This is a genomic window from Nocardiopsis sp. iso_25 (assembly GCF_056173305.1).
Genome location: NZ_CM149667.1, coordinates 3,089,330 through 3,109,802, shown reverse-complemented (window position 1 = coordinate 3,109,802; position 20,473 = coordinate 3,089,330). Strand labels below are relative to the sequence as shown.

The following is a 20,473-nucleotide window of genomic DNA, read 5'->3' as shown; positions in this document are numbered from 1 at the left end:
AATGGCGAGTCTGGACGACGTGGCCAGGGAGGCCGGTGTGTCGGCGTCCACCGTTTCGCGGGCCCTGTCGCGGCCGTCCATGGTCTCCGAGCCCACCCTGCTCCGGGTGCGCGCCGCCGCGGAACGGCTGGGTTTTCGGGCCAACCCGGCCGCGCGGGCGCTGACCACGGGCCGCAGCGGTTTCTTCGCCCTGCTCGTCCCCGACCTGGACAACCCCTTCTACTCCACCACCGCCACCGCCGCGCAGGAGCTGGCGGGCAGGAGCGGACGCCGGGTGATCATCGCCGTCACCGGGGGCGACGCGGCCCGCGAGGCCGAGGTGCTCGGCGAGCTGGAGAGCCAGGTGGACGGGTTCGCGCTCCAGTCACCGGTGGGTTCGGCCGCCGACCTGAAGGAGGCGCACCGGCGCAAGCCGCTGGTGGTGATCAACCGCCGCGTGCCCGGACTGACCTCGTTCACCGTGGACACCCCCGGCGGTCTGGGCACCGTCTACGACCGCCTGGTGGAGCTGGGTCACCGCGACGTCGCCTACCTGGCGGGGCCGCCCAGTTCGTGGATGGACCGGCGCAGGCGCGAGGAGCTGGTGGAGCACGCCGCCCGGTCCCGGTTGCGGGTGCGGGTCTTCGGGCCCGTGCGACCGGCCTTCGCCGAGGGGGCCGCGGCGGCGCGGGAGATCGTGGACTCGGGCTGCACGGCGATGCTGGTCTACAACAGCCTGTTGCTGCTGGGAGCGATGTTCGAGTTCGGCCGCATGGGAGTGCGGGTGCCCGAGGACATCAGTGTGGCCGCGGCCGACGACATCGCCCTGGCCGACCTGCCGGGGCCGCCGATCTCGGCGGTGCTGGCCCCGGCGGACGAGCTGGGCCGCGCGGCGGTGTCGGCACTGGTCGAGCTGGTCGACGGGCCCGCGGGGGCCCGCCCCCGGGGGCGCAGGCTGCCCACCGAGGTGCGCATCACCGACTCCCTCGCGCCGCCGCGCGCGGCCCGCGGCTGACGCGGGGTCCGGCTGTCCGGCGTTCACCGGCCGCTCTGCCGTGAGCCGGGGTGGCGGGAGTCCGTGCGCCGGAAGCCGGGCGTCGGTGGTTCAGGCGTCCCTCGGCGGACCGCGGCCGGTCGGGGCCGGGGTCGGCGGCGGGAGCAGCGCACAGCCCTCGTCCGATCACCGGAAAGCCGGGTGAGAGCGCGCCCCCGTACGGAATCCTGGACGGGACGGAGCAGCGTTCGACCTGAGGGCAGGAGCCGACCGTGGACAGATCAGTTCTGGTGACCGGCGGGAGCCGGGGCATCGGGCTCGGTATCGCCAAGGGGTTCGCCGAGGCCGGGGACCGGGTGGTGATCGTCGGCCGCGACGAGGCCCGGACGCGCGAGGCCGCCCGGGGCGTCCCGGGGGCGGAGTGGGTGGTCGGCGACGTGGCCAGGGCCGACGACTGCGAACGCGTCGTGGAGCAGGCCGTGCGGCGCACCGGCGGTCTGGACGTGGTCTGCGCCAACGCCGGGATCTTCCCCTCGTCCCCGCTGGTGTCGATGGACCCCGGCGAACTCGACCGGGTCGTGGACACCAACGTCAAGGGCACCGTGCTGACGGTGCGCGCCGCCGTGGAGGCCCTGACGGCCTCCGGGCGGGGGCGCGTGGTGATCACCTCCTCCATCACCGGACCCCTGACCGGATACGCGGGCTGGTCCCACTACGGTGCCACCAAGGCCGCCCAGCTCGGGTTCATGCGCAGCGCCGCGGTGGAACTCGCGCCCCGGGGTATCACCGTCAACGCGGTGCTGCCCGGCAACGTGCGCACCGAGGGCCTGGAGGAGTTGGGGCCGGACTACCTGGAGCGCATGCGCGCGGCGATCCCCCTCGGCCGCATCGGCGAGGTCGATGACATCGCCGCGGCCTGCCTGTTCCTGGCCGGTCCCGGCGCCTCCTTCATCACCGGGCAGAGCATCGTGGTCGACGGGGGCCAGGTGCTGCCCGAGGACGGGCAGGCCTTCGGCGTTCTGGAGTGAGGGACATGGGGTTCGGATGAAGCCGGATATTGAGAACCGCGGCCTTTACGACGTAGATTCATAAGATCGCCCGAGCGCGCCGCACCCCGCGCGCTCGGGCGTTTCGCCCCCTCGCCCCCGAGGCATGCGCCCCGGGGGTCAGGCGGACTCCCGGCGCCCGCGTATCCCGTCGAGGAGGAAGGCGGTGCGGCGGTCGTAGTCCTCCCGCGGCGGGCGGGTCCCGTGCTTGAGGGCGAGCGCGGTGTCCACGACGATCGCGTGGAGGTCGTCCTCCTCGAACTCCGGACGCAGTGCGCCGCGGGCCCGGCCCGCCGCGACGAGCTCGCCGTTGATCTCCCCCGCGGCCCGGCAGATCTCCAGGAGCCGCCGCGAGTGCGGATACGCCTGCAACAGCAGGTCGACCGCGGCGGGCTGGCGGTACAGGAGGTCGCGCATCGCGGTGACGTAGTGGGCGATCCGCTCCCCGGCGTCGTCCAGGGCCCGGGTGCGGTCGATGGCGGCGTACAGCTCGGCCGCGACCACCTCCTCGACGACGGCCTCGATGAGGCCGACCCTGCCGCCGAACCGGTTGAAGATCGTGGCCTTGCTCACCCCGGCCGCCCGGGCGACCTCCTCCAGCGGCACGGACAGGCCCCGCCCCTGGAAGGCGTCGATCGCGGCGCGCCGAATCTGCTCGGCGTTGCGCTTGGCGTCCGCCCGCAGACGGGGCCCCGAAGCCGCCGCACCGGTCATGGCCACCCACCGTCCCCCGTTGCCGACACAACAACTTGACTCACTTGGTCAGTTTACTTAATGTCGTTGGCGCGAGCGAAGTTGACCATGCCAGTCAACTTAAGTGCGGATGCCCGACCGCCGCGTCCGGGCCGCTTCCGCCCGGGCCCGGGGACCGCCGTACGCGCACCCCGTCGGTGCACCGGATTCCCGTCGCCGCGACCCGCCCACCGGGGCGGGCACGAACACACATGGAGAGGACCACGGACATGATCGTCGTCACCGGCGCCACCGGCGCACTCAACGGAGCCACCGTCGAGCACCTCCTCAGGCGCGTCCCAGCCGACCGGATCGGCGTCAGCGCGCGCGACGTCACCAGGGCACGGCACCTCGCCGACCGCGGGGTGCGCGTGCGCCAGGGCTCCTACGACGACCCGGCCGCGCTGCGCGACTCCTTCGAGGGAGCCGACCAGGTGCTCCTGGTGTCCTCCAGCGACACGGAGTCCGACGTGGTCGGACAGCACCGCGTCGCGATCGAGGCGGCCGTCGCGGCCGGCGCCCGGCGGATCCTCTACACCAGCCAGCACGGCGCCGCCGCCGACAGCCCCTACCTCCCGGCGCGCCTGCACGCCGCCACCGAGGCGGTCCTCGCCGAGTCGGGGACCGCCTGGACCGCGCTGCGCTACGGGTTCTTCGGCAGCCTCGACCTCCTGCTCGGCCCGTGGCAGCGGACCGGGGTGATCGCCAAACCGGCGGACGGCCCCCTCCCCTGGGCCGATCGCGCCGACCTGGCCGAGGCCGCGGCGGTCATCCTCACCGGTGAGCGCTCCTTCGACGGCCCGGTCACCCTCACTCCGCCCGAGCCCGTCACCCTCGGTGACTTCGCCCGGATCGCCTCCGAACTCACCGGCCGCGACATCGAACGCGTCGTCGTGGACGACGAGCGGTGGAGCGCCGACCAGATCGCGAGCGGCGTCCCCGAACACGTGGTCGGGCTGACGCTCATGATGTCGCGGGCCGCCCGCGACGGGTACTTCGCGGGACACCACCCGCTGCTGACCGAGCTGCTCGGCCGCGAGCCCCGCAGCGCCGCCGAGCAGCTCGCGGACCACATCGCGGCCTCGGGGGCATCCTCACCGACCGTCTGACCGCCGCCCGGCAAGGGACCAAGGAACTTTTCTTCCTCCGTCAGGTGAAGTACCCCTTCGTCCATGAGCGACAGCAGAAGGATCACCTGGGAGGGCTTCTTCAACACCCGCGACCTCGGCGGCCTGCCGAGCCGGGACGGACGCAGCGTCCGCCGGGGCGCCTTCATCCGCTCCGCCGACCCGCGCTTCGTCACCGACAGGGGCTGGCGGGCCGCCTACCAGGCGGGCGTGCGCACCGTCGTGGACCTGCGCAACCCGGACGAGATCCGGCCGGCTCCGGGTGAGGGCCCGACGAGCCGGGGCGGGTCCGCCGCCTTCCCCGCGGAGACGGCCCCCACTCCCCTGCCCGCGGGGATGACGCGCCTGGAGGTGGCCCTGGACCACGTCGAGGACGTCGGGTTCTGGCAGGACGTCAACCGCCGACGGCTGAACGGGAGCCCGCTCTACTACCGCCCCTTCCTGGACCGCAAGGCCGAACGCTGCGCAGCGGTGGTCACCGCCCTGGCCCGGGCCGAGCCGGGCGGCGTCCTGTTCCACTGCGGGGCCGGACGCGACCGCACCGGTCTGGTCGCGCTGCTGCTGCTCGCCCTGGCCGACGTCGGAGCCGACGCGATCGCCGACGACTACGAGCTGTCCACGACCGAGCTCGTCCCGCTCTTCGCCGCGATGGGGCAACCGGACCAGGGCCCCGTGATCGAGGCCGTGCTGTCCGAGCGCGGCCTGACCCTGCGCGACACCGTCCTGGACGCCCTGCGCGGGCTGGACGCGCACGCCTACCTGTTGGCGGCGGGGGTCGCGGAGGAGGACCTGGCCGCCCTCCGGAAACGGCTCCTGGACTGACCGCCGCCTTCGCACGGCACGGTCCGGCCGACCCAACGGCGGGGCGGGCGGCTCTCCCCCGCCCGGTCGCTGCACGCCCGCCGCCCCCGGGGGACGCTCAACCGCGCAGCCGGGCGTTGAGCCGTGCGGCCTGGCGCATGAGGTGGTCGCGTTCGGGCAGGTTGGGCGCCGACCGGGCGGCCTCGGCGTAGAGCCGCGCCGCGGTGGCCGGGTCGCCGTCGCGCTCGTGCAGGTACGCGGCGGCGGCGCCGTGCCGGGGAACGGAGGGGTCCAGCTCCGCCAGGACGGCCAGCCCCGCCCGCGGACCGTCGGCCTCACCGACCGCGACGGCCCGGTTGAGGCGGACCACGGGGCTGTCGGTGAGGCGCACCAGTTCGTCGTACCACTCGACGATCTGCGTCCAGTCGGTCTCCTCTGCCGTCCGGGCGTCGGCGTGGAGGGCGGCGATCGCGGCCTGGGCCTGGTACTCGCCCAGGCGGTCGCGGGCCAGGGCCGCCTGGAGCACGCCGACGCCCTCGGCGATCATGCGGGTGTCCCACAGGCCGCGCTCCTGCTCGGCGAGGGGCACGAGTCTGCCGTCGGGTCCGGTCCGCGCCGGGCGCCGGGCGTGGTGCAGCAGCATGAGCGCGAGCAGCCCCGCGGCCTCCTCGTGGTCGGTTCCGGCCGCCAGCTGGCGGGTGAGCCGGATCGCCTCACCGGCGAGGTCGACGTCTCCGGAGTAGCCCTCGTTGAAGACCAGGTAGAGCACCCGCAGCACGGTGGCGACGTCGCCGGGCCGGTCGAACCGGACGCCCGAGACGGTCCGCTTGGCCCTGCTGATGCGCTGGGCCATGGTCGCCTCCGGCACGAGGTAGGCCCGCGCGATCTGACGCGTGGTCAGGCCGCCGACCGCGCGCAGCGTGAGCGCCACGGCCGAGGCCGGTGTCAGGGACGGGTGCGCGCACAGGAAGTACAGCCGGAGCGTATCGTCCACCGCCTCGCCCGGACCGGGTGCGGGTTCGGCCTCGACGCGTACCTCGCGGTGCCGTCGGGAGGTGTCGGCGCGGGCGGTGTCGAGGAACTTGCGCCAGGCCACCGTGACCAGCCAGCCCCGGGGATCGTGCGGCGGGTGGTCCGGCCACACGCGCACTGCCTCGACCAGGGCTTCCTGCACGGCGTCCTCGGCCGCGGCGAAGTCCGCTCCGCGGCGGCCGAGGATTCCGATCACGGTGGGGGTGAGGGTCCGCAGAAGGGCCTCATCCATGGTGTGTCACTCCGTGATGGTCGGGGGCGCGGTCAGGAACGGGCGCACCTCCAGCCACTCGTGGATCGGCTTCCCGCCCGCCCCGGGCGCCGCCGACAGCTCCCCGGCCAGTTCGACCGCCCGCTCGTAGTTCTCGACGTCGATCACCATCCACCCGGCGATCAGGTCCTTGGTCTCGGCGAACGGGCCGTCGGTGACCGGCGGCCGCCCCTCGCCGTCGTAGCGGACGAACGCGCCCTCCGGGGAGAGCGCCTGGCCGTCGACGAACTCGCCGGTGCCCTCCAGCCGGTCGGCGAAGTCCCGCATGTAGCGCATGTGGGCCGAGACCTCCTCCGGCGTCCACTGGTCCATGGGCACGTCGTTGACCGATGCCGGTGCGCCCCGGTAGTGCTTGAGCAGCAGGTACTTGGCCATGATGTCCTCCGTGGGTCGCTCTCGTGGCCCGTGCGGGCCGGGTGCTGTGCGGCCCCGTCGCGGGCCGTGTTCACTCCGGGGACGGAGCCGTGCGCGGGTTCTCGACATCCCGCGGCGACTTTTTCCGACGGATTTCGCGGTGTCCGCCTCCTCCACTGTGCCGCAGGACCGCTGACGGGTGCGGGAAGCCGCTTCGCGTCGCGCTCGTCAAACGACGTGGGCCTCACCTTAGGAGGGACCGGTCTCGCCCGCCCCTCCCCCGCACGGACAACAGAGGGAAAAACGCTGTAAGTCGGGGCGTCAGAACGAACACCCGAAACCGGCCCTGACCTGCCCTGTCAGCGCCACCCACCCTGTTCGCACGCTTAGACGAACACCCCGGCGAACACCCTGGACACGGCGAACAGCCGTCCTCCCCCGGCTGACAGCGTCCTTCCCTGACAGCGCGCCATAGAGCTGTCAGCACCGCGTCAGCCATGCTGTCAGCCGCGGCCAGGAGCGCTTCGGAAGTTCCGCCGCCCCGGGAGCGATCGTCCGGCCGGGCAGGCCGCGGACGTGGTCACCGCCCGGAGAACGGTCCACGACGGCAGGAGGGCGCGGACGGCAGGAGGGCGCGGACGGCGGGGGGAACGGGAAGCCGTCGGCGGTCCGCGATGTCAGGAGGGCGCGGGCAGCGGCCTCACGCCAGGACCGCGACCGACCCCCGCTCCACCAGGCGCACGGGCAGCCGCACGGCGCTGCCGGGCCCCTCAACGAGCAGGCCCATGATCCGCTCCCCCAGCACCTCGCGCTCCACGGCGATCGTGGTCAGGCCGGGGTCCAGCAGGGCCGAGGTGGGCAGGTCGTCGTGGCCCACCACGCTGACGTCGCGCCCCACGCGCAGGCCCAGGGAGCGGGCGGCGTCGTAGACGGCGGCGCTCAGGTGGTCGGAGTTGACGATCAGAGCGCGGTGCCCGGGGCGCGCCATCATCTGAGCGGACCTGCGGGCCACCGCCTCGTAGTCCAGGGGGCCGCGTGCCACCGACGCGGTCATCCCGTGCCGGGCGCAGTGGCGGTGGAAGGCCTCCTCGCGCCCCCAGTCGGCGGCCAGGTGCTCGGGGGCCATCAGGAGCGCGGCCTCGCGGTGGCCCCGCTCCGCCAGGTGCTCCACGGCCCGGGCGACGGCCTCCTCGTCGTCGGGGCCGACCGTGGACAGGCGGCCGGCGGTGCCCTCACGGTCGGGTTCGGGTGTGCAGTTGAAGGCCACCACCGGGACGTGGGTGTGGCGGTCCATCCACTCCAGGAGGCGGTCGCGCCGCCCGATGGGCGCGATGGCGATACCGGCGACCGCCTCGGCGGCGAGCCTGCGCAGCGCGGCGTTCTCCCGCTCCTGGTCGTAGTCCGAGCTCATGATCAGCAGGAGCGCCCCCTCGCGGTGCGCGACGGTCTCCATGCCGCGCAACACGTCCAGGAAGAAGGGGTTGCGCATGTTGCGGATCACCACGCCGTAGGCGGAACGTCGGCCGGTGCGCAGCGCCCGGGCCCGGCCGTCGGCCTGGTAGTCGAGTTCCGCGGCGATCCGGCGGACCCGCTCGGCGGTCGCGGCGGCCACGCGGCCGGTGCCGTTGAGGGCGAAGCTGGCCTGGGCGACCGAGACGCCCGCACCGGCCGCGACGTCCCGCAGGGTCGCGCGCTTGGTCGGTTCCGGCATGGCTCTCCTCGGGGGGACTGTGACCGTGGACTCGAAAGTACCGTGCGCCCGCTCGGGGCGGGCACCGGCGGGTCGACGGCGCGGGACGCTGTTCCACCGGTGTTCGACCTCCGGTCACCGTTTGCGAAACAACAGGTCACCGCACTGATTAATCGTTTAATCACGCACTTCCGCACAGCGGTGTCCGGCAGGCACCGCAGACCCGATCCCGGAGTCCCCATGACCCTCACCCGCGGACGCGGCGTCCTGAGCGCCGCCGCGATCACGTCCGTCCTCGCCCTGACCGCCTGCGGCAACGCCGACCTGCCCCAGGCAGCGGCCACCGGCGACGGCGGCACCGTCATCACCTACAACTCCCCCGCCGAGTGGGGCAACTACGGCGAGGTCCTGGCCGCCTTCACCGAGCAGACCGGCATCCAGGCCCCCAACGACCCGAAGAACTCCGGGCAGGCCCTGGCCGCGCTCCAGGCCGAGAAGGGCGCGCCCGTCGCCGACGTCGCCTACACCGGCATCGCCTTCGCCGGACAGCTCGTGGAGGCCGGGGTCCTGCAGTCCTACGTGCCCGAGGGCGCGGAGGAGGTCCCCGAGGACCTGCGCGACCCCGACGGGAACTGGACCGCCGTCCACACCGGCACCATCGCCTTCATCGTCAACGAGGACCACCTGGACGGCGCGCCCGTGCCGAGCAGCTGGGAGGACCTCCTCGACCCCGCCTACGAGGGCAAGGTCGGCTACCTCGACCCCACCCAGGCGGCCGTGGGCTACTCGGCCGCGACGGCGGTCAACCACGCGCTCGGCGGCGACCTGTCCGACTGGCAGCCGGGACTGGACTACCTGGCCGAGCTGAAGGAGAACGGCGCCTCCACCTCCGCGCAGACCGCCACCGCCAAGGTCGCCCAGGGCGAGATCCCCATCCTCATCGACACCGACTTCAACGGCTACAAGCTCCGCGACGAGGGCGCCGACGTCAGCGTCGTCATCCCCGAGGAGGGCTCGCTGCAGATCCCCTACATCGTCGGCCTGGTCGAGGGCTCGCCCAACGCCGAGAACGGCAGGGAGCTGCTGGACTTCTACTTCTCCGAGCAGGGCCAGGGCCTCTTCGCGGACGGCTACATGCGCCCGGTGGTCGGCCAGATGCCCGAGGAGCTCGCCGATCAGGTCCTGCCCGAGTCCGACTACGAGCGCGCGATCACCATCGACTATCTCGAACAGGGCGAGCGGCAGCAGGAGTTCATCGACCTGTACCAGAGCGAGGTCGGCTTCTAGTGTCCCCCGGTACCGCGCGCGTGCGCCGCGCCGCGCCGCCCCCGTGGTCCGCGGCGCTCCCGGCGCTCGCCCTCGTCTGCCTGTTCAGCGCCTACCCGGTCGTGGTGCTGGTGGCCAACTCCCTGGGCCTGGGCCGGTCCCCGGCCGACGGGGGCCCCACCCTGGAGCACTACGCCGACGCCCTGTCCTCGGCGGCCGTGCGCGAGTCGCTGGCCGCGTCGGCGCTGGTCGCCGGGGTGGCGGTCCTGGCCACGCTCGTGATCGCCGTCCCCGTCGTCCTGCACCAGGCGCGGCAGGACCGCTCCGGGGGCGGCGGGGCCGCCACCGACGCCCTGCTCACCCTGCCGATCGCCCTGCCCGGCATCATCATCGGGTTCTTCGCGATCGTGCTCAACGGCAGGACCGGCCTGCTCGCGCCGCTGTGGGAGGGCTTCGCGGGGCTGGCCTACACCCTGCCCGGCCTGCTCGTGGCCTACGTCTACTTCTCGCTGCCCCGGGTCCTGGGGCCGCTGCGCGCCGCCGCGGCGGGGCTTGCGCCCTCGCTCACCGAGAGCGCCCGCACCCTGGGCGCCTCCAGGGTGCGGGTGCTGTTCACGGTCACCCTGCCCCTGCTGCTGCCCGCGCTCATCGAGACCGGGGGCACGGCGGCGGCGATCGCCCTGGGCGGGTACGGCACGGTCGCCACGCTCTCGGAGGGGATCCGCCTGCTCCCGCTCAACGTCGCCAACGAACTGACCACCGGCTACCGCCTGGCCGCCTCCTCCACCCTGGCGGTGCTGCTGGCGGCCATGGCCGTCGCCGCGCTGGTGCTCGGCCGCGGCCTGGGCCGCCTGGTCGGACGGGCGGTGGCCTCGTGAACCGCGTCGTCACCTGGGCCGTCTGCGCCTTCGTCCTCGTCCCGATCCTGGCGACCCTGGTGGTGGCCACCAGCGTCGACTTCTCCCAGGGCCCCTGGGGCGGCGGGTTCACGCTGGACTGGTTCGCCTACGCCTGGCCCCCGCTGGCCCCCGTCATCGGCCGCAGCCTGGCCGTGGCGGCGCTGGTGGTGGTGCTCAACCTCGCCCTGGGCGGCCCGCTGGCCTGGTGGGTGGCCCGCCACCCCTCGCCGCTGACCCGGCTGACGGGATACCTGGTCAACGTGCCCCTGGCCGTGCCCGGCATCGCGTTGAGCGTCGCCCTGGTGAGCGCCTACGCGGCGCTGCGCCCCAGCGGGATCCTGCTGGTCATGGGCCACGTGGTGTTCACGCTGCCCTTCACCCTGGCCGCCCTGGTGCCCGCGCTGGCCGACGACGACCTGCGCCTCAACGAGCAGGTCGCCCGCAGCCTGGGGGCCGGACCCGCCAGGGCCCTGGCCACGGTCACCGTCCCCGGCTGCCTCATCGCGATCACCCAGGCGATGACGATGGTCTTCGCCCTGTCCTTCGGCGAGTTCAACATCTCCTTCTTCGTCAACCCGCCCGCCACACCCACCGTGCCGTTCGCCCTGTTCGACTCCTACTCCACCCAGAGGCTCGAACCCGCGTCCGCGCAGTCGATCATCTTCATCGCCTTCGTCGCCCCGGTGCTGACGGCCATCGTGCTGGCCCGGCGGCACGCCCTGAGGAGCACTCCGTGACCGATCTCCGTGAACCCGGGACCCGCGCGTCCGACCCCGCCGCTCCCGCGCCCGGCCCCGCCGCCCGCGCGTCCGGCCTCACCGTGTCCGACCTGACCATCCGCTACGGCGACACCGAGGCCGTCCGCGGGGTGTCCATGGAGGTGCTGCCCGACGAGACCGTGGCCGTCGTGGGCCCCTCCGGCTGCGGCAAGAGCAGCACCCTGCGCGCGGTCGCCGGACTCACCCCGGTCGCCGAAGGAGGCATCGGCCTGGGCGGACGCGACATCACGCACCTGGATCCGGCCCGCCGGGGCGTGGGCCTGGTCCCGCAGAACTACGCGGTGTTCCCGCACCTGAGCGTGGCGGGCAACATCGCCTACGGCCTGCGCGCCCGGCGGCTCCCGGCCGACCGCAGGCGCCGCCGGGTCGCCGAGATGCTGGAGTTGACGCAGCTCACCGAGCTCGCGGAGCGGCGTCCCGACCAGCTCTCCGGCGGCCAGCGCCAGCGCGTGGCCCTGGCCCGGGCCCTGGCCGTCGAACCGGACGTCCTGCTCCTGGACGAGCCCCTGGCGGCCCTGGACCCGCAGCTGCGGGGCGGCCTGCGCCGGGAGCTGTCCGCCATGCTCTCCTCCTCGGGGTGTGCCACGCTGATCGTCACGCACGACCAGCGCGAGGCCCTGTCCCTGGGGTCGCGGATCGCCCTGATGCGCGAGGGGTCACTGGTGCAGTTCGGGACGCCCCGGGAACTGTGGGAGGACCCCGCCGACGCCTTCGTCGCGGACTTCCTGGCCAACGCGGTCCTGCTGGACGCCGAACTCTCCCAGGGCGAAGCCGCGGTGCTCGGCGGCCGGTGGAGGATCCCCGCGTCGGACCTGCGGACCGGGCCGACCCGGCACGGCCGCACCCGCCTGCTCCTGCGCGACGACAGCCTCACCGTCACCGACCACGACGACGCCCGAGCCGTGACCGCGCAGGTCACGCACGCCGAGTTCGTCGGCGACGCCGTCCGCCTCACGGTCGACGCGCACGGCCACGTGTTCGGCGTGCGGGTTCCGCCCGATGCCCGGATCGGCCGTTCCGTGTCGCTGGCGGTCGTTCCCGGCCGCGCCACCCTGCTCGTCCCCGCGGCCTGATAGCGGGCGTTCCGGCTCCGCCCGCTAAGGCCACCGCTTCGGTCCTGTTCCTGAGGCAACCACCCGGCTCCGCCCCTGAGGGCACCAGACCACCCCACGACGGAGAAACCCATGCTCGAACTCGAAATCCTCGGCTCCAACGCCACGGCGCCCACCGCGGAGGGCCCCGCCTCCTGCTACCTGCTGCACACCGACGACGGCATCCTGCTGGTCGACGCCGGGCCGGGGTCCCTGCTGGCCTACTGCGCGCGCTACGGGCTCGACCGGCTGCGCGGGATCGTGGTGACGCACCTGCACGCCGACCACAGCCTGGACCTCATGGCCTGGGCCTACCGGTGGACCTTCCCCGATGTGCTGCCGCGCATCCCCCTGTACTACCCGGAGGGGGAGGCCGAGCGCCTGGCCGCCTTCGACGCGGTCTTCGGCATCCCGACGCTGCCCACGATGAACAGCCCCATCGCCCAGTCCTTCGAGCCCAAGGAGATGGCCATGGACGGGACGACCCGCTACGAGGCGGCGGGGACCTCCTTCCGCTCCTTCCGGGCCCACCACAGCGTCCCCTCGGCGGCGCTGCGGTTCGAGGACCCCGACGGCGGCAGGGTGGTCTCCTTCTCCTCCGACACGGGGTACTGCGAGGCCGCCGTGCGCGCGGCCGAGGGGGCCGACCTGTTCGTGTGCGAGTCGACCTACCTGGAGGCCGACGACCAGGCCCTGACCGGCCACGGCCACCTCACCGCCGCGATGGCCGGTGACCTGGCCGCCGAGGCAGGGGTCGACCACCTGGTCCTCACCCACTTCGCCGACCCCGGCATGTGGGAGGAGGGCGCCCAGCACGCGGCACGCGGGTTCTCCGGCCCGGTGAGCGTGGCCAGGCCCGGCAGCCGCTTCTGAGGGGGCGGACGGGTCCGCACGACCGCCCGGGGGCGCCGCCGCACCGTCTGCCGCGCTCCCGTGGTCACGGCCTCAGCTTTGGTCCCTGGCCGGGACCACGGGCTGCTCTCCCCGCCCTGCGGCACACAAGGACACCTCGGCGTAGGGCTCGCGGATAGGCCACCAGGGGCGGCAACAGCACTGCGCGGGATGCGCCCCGGACGAAGATGTCGCGTGCCTCTAGCTCGTTTGACAGACCACCGGACTTCTAATCCGATGGTCGCAGGTTCGAATCCTGCCGGGTGCGCCACAAACCCCCAGGTCAGACGGGGTGTGCGAGTCGAACAGACGAGGCGTGCGGCCCGGATCCGGGCCTGAAATGCTCCCCGTGTGCTCCCCAGTGCAAGGTCCAGTACAGGCGGGCGCCCATCTCCCGGAGCACTTTGCCGTCCCGTGACCTTGGGCGGGGACGTGTTCGCGTGCCCCCGGCCCACCACGACCAGCACGGTGGGCCGGGCCCTCAGCGCGGGACCACGGCCCACCGCACATCGACAATGGACACCTACCGGGACAGCCCCCGATCGAACTCAGCCTCGGTCCCGTCCAAATCCAGGGTGGCCCCGCCGAAGGTTAGCGAGCCCTGCCCGGTCAGGCCGTCGGCGGTGGCGTAGAGCAGGGTGATGGCGCCGTTGCCGGTGTTCTCCCCCGGCATTTCGGCCACCAGGTCCCGGTTCCCGTCACCGTTCAGGTCGATCAGGGTCACCTCCGCACCCATCTCATCCCCGGTCTCGGAGACCCCCGCCACGTCCGGGGCTGCCCTGTGCTCACCCACCAGCGCCCTACAGCCCTGCATGAAACACCGAGTTCACCTCGAACTACCACAGCCTGGATACTAAACTTCCCCAGTTGCTTAGAGTTCCTGGTGCTGCGTTATGACTTGCCTTCAGTCAGCAGCCTGACACTCCGATACGGTCTACACAGCCCTCGATCCCCTCTTCAAGGACTCCTCCTGAGGTCAGGGGCATACTTAGGCCTATGTCCATCATCAAGGTTCTCGGATCCCTCATCTTCGATGGCGGGATACAACGCCTCCTTCAGCCGACCGCTTCGCTCGGGCTCGCAGAGCCGAAAAACTCCGAGCCGGACACGTCGCACAGACGGAAGTAGGACATCGCCAGGTCGCGGGGGGATTGCCGAGTACGGTGGTCGCTGATTCCACGACTCATGTATCTCGGTGAAGCTCAAGTTCGCGAGGTCCACGTCAACTTTGGGCTGGTCCCTTAACGAGAAGGAGTGTTCCTCGGCACCGGACACGAGCAGCTCCAGTCCCTCAACCAGTCAAGCAGGAACTCTCCGAATCTATCCTCGCTCCCGGTGCGTTCCGGTAAGCGACCCTCCCTTCCTTCGGAGTTCGTCAGGGGCACGGGACACGTAACAAGACACACGGACACCATCAGGGCTTATCGTTTTTGTAGGGCATCGGTTCCGATAACTACCCGGGGAGCGTCGCAGCCTTCCGTTACGCTGATGGTCGTGATTACCAGCGAGCTGAAGAGCAAGATCGATCGTCTCTGGGACGCGTTCTGGTCCGGAGGCATCTCCAACCCCCTCGAAGTGATCGAGCAGATCACCTACCTGGTGTTCGTCCGCAGACTGGAGGACGTCCAGACGGCCAAGGAGAAGAAGCACCAGCACACGGGCCGGCCCATCGAGAACCCTGTCTACACTGCCGGGACCGACGAGGTTCGCTGGTCCCGACTCTTAGAGCTCTCCCCCGACGACCTGTATGAGCGTGTGAGCAACGGGGTGTTCCCCTGGCTGCGCAGGCTCGGCGGTGATGAGTCCACGTACGCGCACCACATTCGGGATGCGCGGTTCACCATCCCCAACGCCAACCTGCTGACCAAGGCAGTCGACATGATCGACAAACTGCCTCTCGGTGATAGCGACGTGCAGGGCGACCTGTACGAGTACATGCTCGGCAAGATCGCCACCTCCGGGCACAATGGGCAGTTCCGTACTCCCCGGCACATCATCCAGCTCATCGTGGCGATGATGAACCCCGGCCCTCAGGACGAGATCTGCGACCCCGCCTGCGGTACGGCAGGCTTTCTGGTCGCCGCCTCCGAGCACCTGCGCGCCGAGCACAGTGACGCTCTCCTGGAAGTTGCCAATCAGCGGCACTTCCACCACAGCATGTTCCACGGCTTCGACTTCGACAGCACCATGCTGCGGATCGCCAGCATGAACATGCTCATGCACGGTGTGGAGCAACCCGACATCCGCTACCGCGACTCGCTCGCCGAGAGCATCGAGAACGAGGCGGAGCGCTACTCGCTCATCCTCGCCAATCCTCCCTTCGCCGGAAGCCTGGACTACGAGAGCACGGCCAAGGACCTCCATCAGATAATTAAGACGAAGAAGACGGAGCTGCTCTTCCTCCTGCTCTTCCTGCGTCTTCTGAAGCCGGGTGGTCGTGCCGCCGTCATCGTGCCGGAAGGCGTGCTGTTCGGCAGCACCAAAGCTCACAAATCCATCCGCAAGATCCTCGTGGAGGACCAGAAGCTGGAGGCCGTGGTGAAGCTCCCCAGCGGTGTTTTCAAACCATACTCGGGTGTTTCTACCGCGATCCTGTTCTTCACCAAGACAAACGCCGGTGACACCGAAAACGTCTGGTTCTACGATGTCGCGGCTGACGGGTACAGCCTCGATGATAAACGTACCCCTCTGCTTCCCGAGGACAAGATCGGCGCTCTCGCCAAAAACCTGAACGGAACCGAGCACGAGAAGAATAACCTCCCCGACCTACTCACCCGGTGGTCACGCCGAGACGGTAGTGAGCAGGACCGTGCTCGCACAGACCAGAGCTTCTGTGTCCCCAAGGCAGAAATTATCTCCCGAGATTACGATCTCAGCCTGGAAAGATATATAGAACGTCCTCGATACCTCATACCCGGAAAACGCGTATCTCTCGTCGACCTTTTCAATGAAGGTCTGCTCCAAAATGGAACGCAACTCATCCTGAAACATGCAGGCACCACTCACACAGCAACAATCACACCTCCAGGGCGGATCGAATTAAACAATAATCAGAAATTCGAATTCCCCGACCAAGCCACCGCAGCAGCCACCGGGGAATATTTTGACAGCTGGACCACATGGAAACTGAAAAATGGAACTACACTCGATCAAATTCGCCAACAGTTTCTAGAAACCCCAGCCCCCGGGATACCCAGACCAAAAGATTCCGGATCCATGACCGCCAACCAGCGCCACACCCATCTCAAGAAAGCAAGAGAGGAGGCAGAAAAAGGAAACCCAATGACAATCACCGCAAAGGAACTAATTAATTGGTGGGAAATAAAACAACGCGGCTCCCATGTTCGCGAAGCAGTGTATGCAGAGCTAGCAAATCACAGCCTGAGCACCTACCCCGATTTTGGCTCGGTACCATCGACCACTAGCGTAAAGCTTATTACGAACTACCAGCTAGGCTTCCGCGAAACCAAAGCAGCACAATCCGAACCAACAAAGAAACACCTCAATTCAGGCGAGGAGAGCACAATTTCAGGAGTCGGCTTGACTGTTGGAAATTTGCCCTCCGCCCTCGGTGGCATAGTCTCGATATCTCCGTCAGCAGGGTTCAACGAAGCCATTACCCACATGGTCATTAACGACTACTCTCAAATCCCTGTGGTATCCGGACGAGATGTGCGCGGATCCGTCACATGGAAATCGATCACCCGAGCACGCCACGCCTACGAAAATCCGAAGCTTTCTCAAGCAATAATCCCCACCCAAGAGGTTGCATACGACACAGACCTCATTGACATTCTTCCAATTCTCATAGAATCAGATTTTGCACTTGTTCGTGACCAAGCCAGGGAAATTGCTGGGATTGTAACTGCAAGCGACATGGTCGCCGCATACGGCGATATGGCCACCCCCTTTTTCCTAATTGGAGAACTTGACCAGCGACTACGACAAACCATCATATCGAACTTTGACATCTCCACCATTCGAACCCTATGCGACCCCACAGGAGACCGAGATATAGAATCATACGAGGATCTATCAATCGGAGACTACAAGCGCATTCTCGAAAATAAGGCATCATGGAGAAACCTCGGATGGGAACTGGATCGAAAAATATTCATCGAACGCCTTGATGAACTGCGTGAAATCAGAAATAACCTGATGCACTTCAATCCCGAGCCGCCACCCGAAGGTGCAGTTCGAATGATTCGACACATGATCGCCCTACTAAGGGAATATGGATCATAACACTTCCTACCATACGAGAAGGTTCTTATTTCGTCGAATTTACCTGAAAGCGAACTCAACTCTCACACCGAAATCATCTATATCCAAGAGGCGGCGGACTAGAGACGACGGCCGCTGAAATCCTGCCGATTAGCGGCTGCTCATCTTTCTAATGTCTGAGATCCCCCTAATCCACTCAAAACCTATCCTTCGGACCTTTGATCCGATCGGCTATCGGCCCTGAGCGTGAGAAAACCCCAGGCCAGTCGGGGTGAACCCGTGCGCTGGCCTGGGGTCGGTGACGCCGTGTGGCTCCTGGTGTGCTCGGCGGTTCGGCTACCCGGCCCTCACCGGAGCCGGGCCACGCAGCAGCGCGGCGGTGGCCTCGGCCGCCGCCTTCGCTACATCCGGGAACACCGACTGGTAAGTGTCCTGGGTGAAGTGCGTGGTCGCGTGCCCCAACTCGCTGGACACGACTTTCACGTCCGTCCCGGCGGCCAACGCCAGCGAGGCGGCCCCGTGGCGCAGCCCGTGCAACGTGATCGGCGGCAACCCAGCGGCCCTGGCGACGCGCAGGAACCAGTCACTGACCTGCCCCGGATGCCACCCCGAACCATCCTGACGGGTGAAGGCCAGGCCAGTGTCCGTCCACGCCGCTCCGGCCTTGAGACGGGTCTCGTTCTGGAACCGCTTCCAGGCCCGCAGCACCTTGATGGTGTCCGTATCCAGGGTGATGGTGCGCTGGCCCGCCGCGCTCTTCGGGGTGGAGGTGATCGTCTCCCACGCCAACTGCACGACCTGGACGCGGACGTCGATCTGCCCATCGGTCAACCTCGTGTTGGACCAGGGCAGCCCGACCGCTTCTCCTCGGCGTAGGCCCTTGACCGCGACCAGGTGGAACAACGGATACAGCCACGGATACTTCCTCGCGTGCACCAGGAACGTACGCGTCTGCTCCGGGGTCCACACCATGACCTCCCCCGGCACGGTCCCGTCTTTGGCCCAGTGGCGCACCCGGTCGGGTGTCCACACCAGCGGACGCTTCCTGGGACAGGAGGGCAGGCGTACGTGCGAGGCGATGTTCACCGACACCGGCAGGTCCGGACGCCTGACGGCTTCGGACAACGCACTGCGCAAGGTGGCGCGGATGCGGTGCTTGGTGGACAGCGAGATCACCCGGCGCCCCCTGACCGAGGCCCGCACCTTCACATCGTCGGACTCGCGGCACTCCAGGATGTGAGCGTTGGTCTCCTCGATAGCCGCGAACATGGTCTCGACGTGGCGGGCCTGGAGCTTGTCCACCCGCAGCCGGCCCAGGTGCGGGACGAGGTAGGTGCGGATGTGCCCGGCGTAGGAGGCCCTGGTCCCCGCGGCCAGATCGGGTTTGCCCGCCAACCACTCCCCCAACCACATCTCGACGGTGGGTGGTTCGGTGCGCACATCCACCGCCATCGCCACCCGCTTGCGCACCTCTTCCAGGTCGGGGAGCGGGCGGCGTTGCTTCAACGCCGCCTGGACCAAGTCAGCGATCTGCACTTCGACCGTGGGATCCTTCTCCGCCAGGCCGATGAGCGCCTTGACGTGCTCCAGGCCTTTACGGGCTTGTTCCTGGGAGGTCAGGCCGACCCGGCGGGCTTGGCGGCGCCCGCCCTCACCAGTCGGGGGAAGCTCGTACTGGAACGCCCACGCCCCATGGGCCGGATTCCAACCCCCAGTCTTGCGCTTGAGCTGCGGACACCTGACCCCCAACGCCCTGCCGGTTTTCTCGTCGCGGCATCCGCACCGTTTGAACGTGGACCCCTCACGCGCGGCCATGCACGGCCTCACCTTCGTCTCGCTTCCCACGCACACCACATCCGTCAGCCCTCGGCAGTGAGCCGACCTCGGCCACCGCGACCGAAGTACTCACACCCACACGACCCACCTCACCACCACCTCTGAACTGGACGAATACGGCGTACGGCCCCGCGTGTGGCGGGGCACCACGCATCCACGCTCGACCTCGTAGAGGTGGTCAAGCGGATTCAGCAGGAACGTCGTCCGATGGGCGCAGAACCCCACCAGGCCGTCCGATACGCCCGACATCTCCCCCTTCCTGCCACCGCCCCACCCCGGGCCGACCCGGGAGCCAGCGACGCGGGGCCCACCGAGCCCGCTATACGGCCCGTCCGCGCCGACCGGCCCGCCCCAGGACGCCTGGGGCCCTGCCGCGCGGTGGGGCCGATGTCGGGGCGCTGACAGCCCCACACCGCCCGCCCGCGTCCCGGGGCCGCACCATGGGCTTGGAACCCGCCGCGAACCGCCCCGTTCCCGAGCGGCGCTTCTCCTCGCCACCACGCCACAGCCCTCCCCCGACGTCGTCTCGGGCCTCTTCGCCCTGATGAACCCCTATGAAGACGCGTCAACTGAAGATGCGACACCCGACCTCAGAACCTCACGCGGCTCGGCCTCCGCCACCGTGTACCGCTGGCAGACGAGGTTGCGTGCAGCGCGGCTCGGGACAACAAAAAACGCACGGCCGGTGGGGAAAGAGCTCTGTTATGCGACACCCAGAGTGGGACGATCTTGGAGCCTGCGCAGGAGCAAGGGATTAAATTCTTATCTCATGATGAAGCCGAAAGAATTTCGTCGAGAAAGAGATGAAGAAAGAAGGGATGCCGCACAAGTAGAGCGCCCATGGAGGCGGGCGGGGCGGGCGCGCTCGCCCGTGAGTGAGGGCGCCCCGCCCGCCTACGTGACGAGAACTACCCACTGGGGTATAAGTCTGGACGCCCGTTGGCCCACCCACAGGGGCGTTGACCTGCACAGCAGCACGAGCAGGGGTGGGCCAGCTAAAAGTGGCCCACCCGCTGGCCCAGTCAGTGGCCCATGCGCTGGCCAGGGGTTCACTTCGGGTTCAGTGCAGATTCACACCCCACCTCCCCGCTTCCAAGGAATCCGGAGGAAAAGCGCCCATACAATTCTCACAGGCACAGGAAATTGCGCTTTGGCACACGGCAGGTGAGAGCGCTCCGGCCACCTCAACCACACCAGGCCAACTCTTCATGGGAAGGGATCGCGAATGCCATCTGAGAGGAGAAGAGCCCTTCTTCCATGGCTTCTTCGTCCAGGGGAAGCCCGCGCGTGGCAGGTGACAGAACTCGCGTGCCTCTGGTCTGGCTCTAGAGGGAGAGAGGGCAGACGAGGTGATCAGGGAGGAGACGCAGCGGAGGGATGGGACAGGCACAGGTGAGCGAGGGCCACGGTAGACGTAGGCGGGCGGGTCCGCCCCCGCTTGTCGGGGCGGGCCCGCCCGCC

The 20,473-nt window shown here is 69.4% G+C and carries 16 protein-coding genes; 10 read left to right on the top strand and 6 right to left on the bottom strand.

Annotated elements, in window-relative coordinates:
* The first annotated feature begins 1 nt into the window (after window position 1).
* Together AC0VX6_RS13395 and fabG are read left to right on the top strand one after the other, a co-directional pair.
* Entirely contained in the window at window positions 2–994 is a 993-nt protein-coding gene (locus tag AC0VX6_RS13395) for a LacI family DNA-binding transcriptional regulator (RefSeq protein WP_212639963.1), read from the top strand.
* A 251-nt stretch (window positions 995–1,245) separates the two neighbouring features.
* Window positions 1,246–2,001, top strand: coding sequence for a 3-oxoacyl-ACP reductase FabG (gene fabG / locus AC0VX6_RS13390; protein ID WP_475468972.1), 756 nt, complete (start codon window positions 1,246–1,248; stop codon window positions 1,999–2,001).
* A gap of 138 nt (window positions 2,002–2,139) precedes the next feature.
* Here fabG and AC0VX6_RS13385 read toward each other — a convergent pair whose 3' ends face one another.
* Window positions 2,140–2,733, bottom strand: a complete 594-nt coding sequence (locus AC0VX6_RS13385; RefSeq protein ID WP_475469336.1) for a TetR/AcrR family transcriptional regulator — start codon at window positions 2,731–2,733, stop codon at window positions 2,140–2,142.
* 248 nt (window positions 2,734–2,981) lie between these two features.
* Here AC0VX6_RS13385 and AC0VX6_RS13380 point away from each other — a divergent pair, with 248 nt between their 5' ends.
* The gene (locus AC0VX6_RS13380; protein ID WP_475469334.1) at window positions 2,982–3,860 is read left to right on the top strand and encodes an NmrA family NAD(P)-binding protein; all 879 of its coding nucleotides are present in this window, start codon (window positions 2,982–2,984) and stop codon (window positions 3,858–3,860) included.
* 63 nt (window positions 3,861–3,923) lie between these two features.
* Window positions 3,924–4,700, top strand: coding sequence for a tyrosine-protein phosphatase (locus tag AC0VX6_RS13375; protein WP_475468970.1), 777 nt, complete (start codon window positions 3,924–3,926; stop codon window positions 4,698–4,700).
* A 97-nt stretch (window positions 4,701–4,797) separates the two neighbouring features.
* On the opposite strand, the gene AC0VX6_RS13370 is transcribed toward AC0VX6_RS13375, so the two are convergent.
* The 3 genes from AC0VX6_RS13370 to AC0VX6_RS13360 form a co-directional block, all read right to left on the bottom strand.
* Window positions 4,798–5,943 (bottom strand): RNA polymerase sigma factor, encoded by a 1,146-nt coding sequence (locus AC0VX6_RS13370; RefSeq protein ID WP_475468969.1) that lies wholly within the window; start codon window positions 5,941–5,943, stop codon window positions 4,798–4,800.
* A gap of 6 nt (window positions 5,944–5,949) precedes the next feature.
* A complete protein-coding gene (locus tag AC0VX6_RS13365) occupies window positions 5,950–6,357 on the bottom strand; it encodes a YciI family protein (RefSeq protein WP_274977860.1) in 408 nt (135 codons plus the stop codon).
* A 679-nt stretch (window positions 6,358–7,036) separates the two neighbouring features.
* Complete coding sequence (locus AC0VX6_RS13360) at window positions 7,037–8,047, bottom strand: LacI family DNA-binding transcriptional regulator (RefSeq protein ID WP_475468966.1); 1,011 nt, start codon at window positions 8,045–8,047, stop codon at window positions 7,037–7,039.
* A 219-nt stretch (window positions 8,048–8,266) separates the two neighbouring features.
* Between AC0VX6_RS13360 and AC0VX6_RS13355 the strand changes: the two genes are divergently transcribed.
* From AC0VX6_RS13355 to AC0VX6_RS13335, 5 genes are all read left to right on the top strand, one after another.
* Window positions 8,267–9,313, top strand: a complete 1,047-nt coding sequence (locus AC0VX6_RS13355) for an ABC transporter substrate-binding protein (RefSeq protein ID WP_274977858.1) — start codon at window positions 8,267–8,269, stop codon at window positions 9,311–9,313.
* Window positions 9,313–10,170: an ABC transporter permease gene (locus AC0VX6_RS13350; RefSeq protein ID WP_274977857.1), complete on the top strand. Its 858-nt coding sequence runs from the start codon at window positions 9,313–9,315 to the stop codon at window positions 10,168–10,170. Before AC0VX6_RS13355 ends, AC0VX6_RS13350 begins: the two co-directional genes overlap by 1 nt.
* Window positions 10,167–10,928: an ABC transporter permease gene (locus AC0VX6_RS13345; RefSeq protein WP_019607421.1), complete on the top strand. Its 762-nt coding sequence runs from the start codon at window positions 10,167–10,169 to the stop codon at window positions 10,926–10,928. The genes AC0VX6_RS13350 and AC0VX6_RS13345 overlap by 4 nt, the downstream gene beginning before the upstream one ends.
* Entirely contained in the window at window positions 10,925–12,043 is a 1,119-nt protein-coding gene (locus AC0VX6_RS13340) for an ABC transporter ATP-binding protein (protein ID WP_475468964.1), read from the top strand. Before AC0VX6_RS13345 ends, AC0VX6_RS13340 begins: the two co-directional genes overlap by 4 nt.
* Window positions 12,044–12,154: 111 nt before the next feature.
* Entirely contained in the window at window positions 12,155–12,934 is a 780-nt protein-coding gene (locus AC0VX6_RS13335) for an MBL fold metallo-hydrolase (RefSeq protein WP_475468962.1), read from the top strand.
* Window positions 12,935–13,475: 541 nt separating this feature from the next.
* Here AC0VX6_RS13335 and AC0VX6_RS13330 read toward each other — a convergent pair.
* Entirely contained in the window at window positions 13,476–13,766 is a 291-nt protein-coding gene (locus AC0VX6_RS13330) for a hypothetical protein (protein WP_475468961.1), read from the bottom strand.
* A 680-nt stretch (window positions 13,767–14,446) separates the two neighbouring features.
* Here AC0VX6_RS13330 and AC0VX6_RS13325 point away from each other — a divergent pair.
* Window positions 14,447–17,197 carry an N-6 DNA methylase gene (locus AC0VX6_RS13325; RefSeq protein ID WP_475483721.1) on the top strand — a complete coding sequence of 917 codons (2,751 nt, stop codon included), beginning with the start codon at window positions 14,447–14,449 and terminating at the stop codon, window positions 17,195–17,197.
* 315 nt (window positions 17,198–17,512) lie between these two features.
* Here AC0VX6_RS13325 and AC0VX6_RS13320 read toward each other — a convergent pair whose 3' ends face one another.
* Window positions 17,513–18,991: a tyrosine-type recombinase/integrase gene (locus AC0VX6_RS13320; RefSeq protein ID WP_475468958.1), complete on the bottom strand. Its 1,479-nt coding sequence runs from the start codon at window positions 18,989–18,991 to the stop codon at window positions 17,513–17,515.
* Between the last annotated feature and the right edge of the window lie 1,482 nt (window positions 18,992–20,473).

What these genes read in the sequence shown, in the direction of transcription:
- AC0VX6_RS13360 (WP_475468966.1), bottom strand. Translation starts at nt 8,047, where the DNA reads ATGCCGGAACCGACCAAGCGCGCGACCCTGCGGGACGTCGCGGCCGGT.
- AC0VX6_RS13375 (WP_475468970.1), top strand. Translation starts at nt 3,924, where the DNA reads ATGAGCGACAGCAGAAGGATCACCTGGGAGGGCTTCTTCAACACCCGC.
- AC0VX6_RS13330 (WP_475468961.1), bottom strand. Translation starts at nt 13,766, where the DNA reads ATGCAGGGCTGTAGGGCGCTGGTGGGTGAGCACAGGGCAGCCCCGGAC.
- AC0VX6_RS13355 (WP_274977858.1), top strand. Translation starts at nt 8,267, where the DNA reads ATGACCCTCACCCGCGGACGCGGCGTCCTGAGCGCCGCCGCGATCACG.
- AC0VX6_RS13370 (WP_475468969.1), bottom strand. Translation starts at nt 5,943, where the DNA reads ATGGATGAGGCCCTTCTGCGGACCCTCACCCCCACCGTGATCGGAATC.
- AC0VX6_RS13365 (WP_274977860.1), bottom strand. Translation starts at nt 6,357, where the DNA reads ATGGCCAAGTACCTGCTGCTCAAGCACTACCGGGGCGCACCGGCATCG.
- AC0VX6_RS13395 (WP_212639963.1), top strand. Translation starts at nt 2, where the DNA reads ATGGCGAGTCTGGACGACGTGGCCAGGGAGGCCGGTGTGTCGGCGTCC.
- AC0VX6_RS13385 (WP_475469336.1), bottom strand. Translation starts at nt 2,733, where the DNA reads ATGACCGGTGCGGCGGCTTCGGGGCCCCGTCTGCGGGCGGACGCCAAG.
- AC0VX6_RS13380 (WP_475469334.1), top strand. Translation starts at nt 2,982, where the DNA reads ATGATCGTCGTCACCGGCGCCACCGGCGCACTCAACGGAGCCACCGTC.
- AC0VX6_RS13335 (WP_475468962.1), top strand. Translation starts at nt 12,155, where the DNA reads ATGCTCGAACTCGAAATCCTCGGCTCCAACGCCACGGCGCCCACCGCG.
- AC0VX6_RS13320 (WP_475468958.1), bottom strand. Translation starts at nt 18,991, where the DNA reads ATGGCCGCGCGTGAGGGGTCCACGTTCAAACGGTGCGGATGCCGCGAC.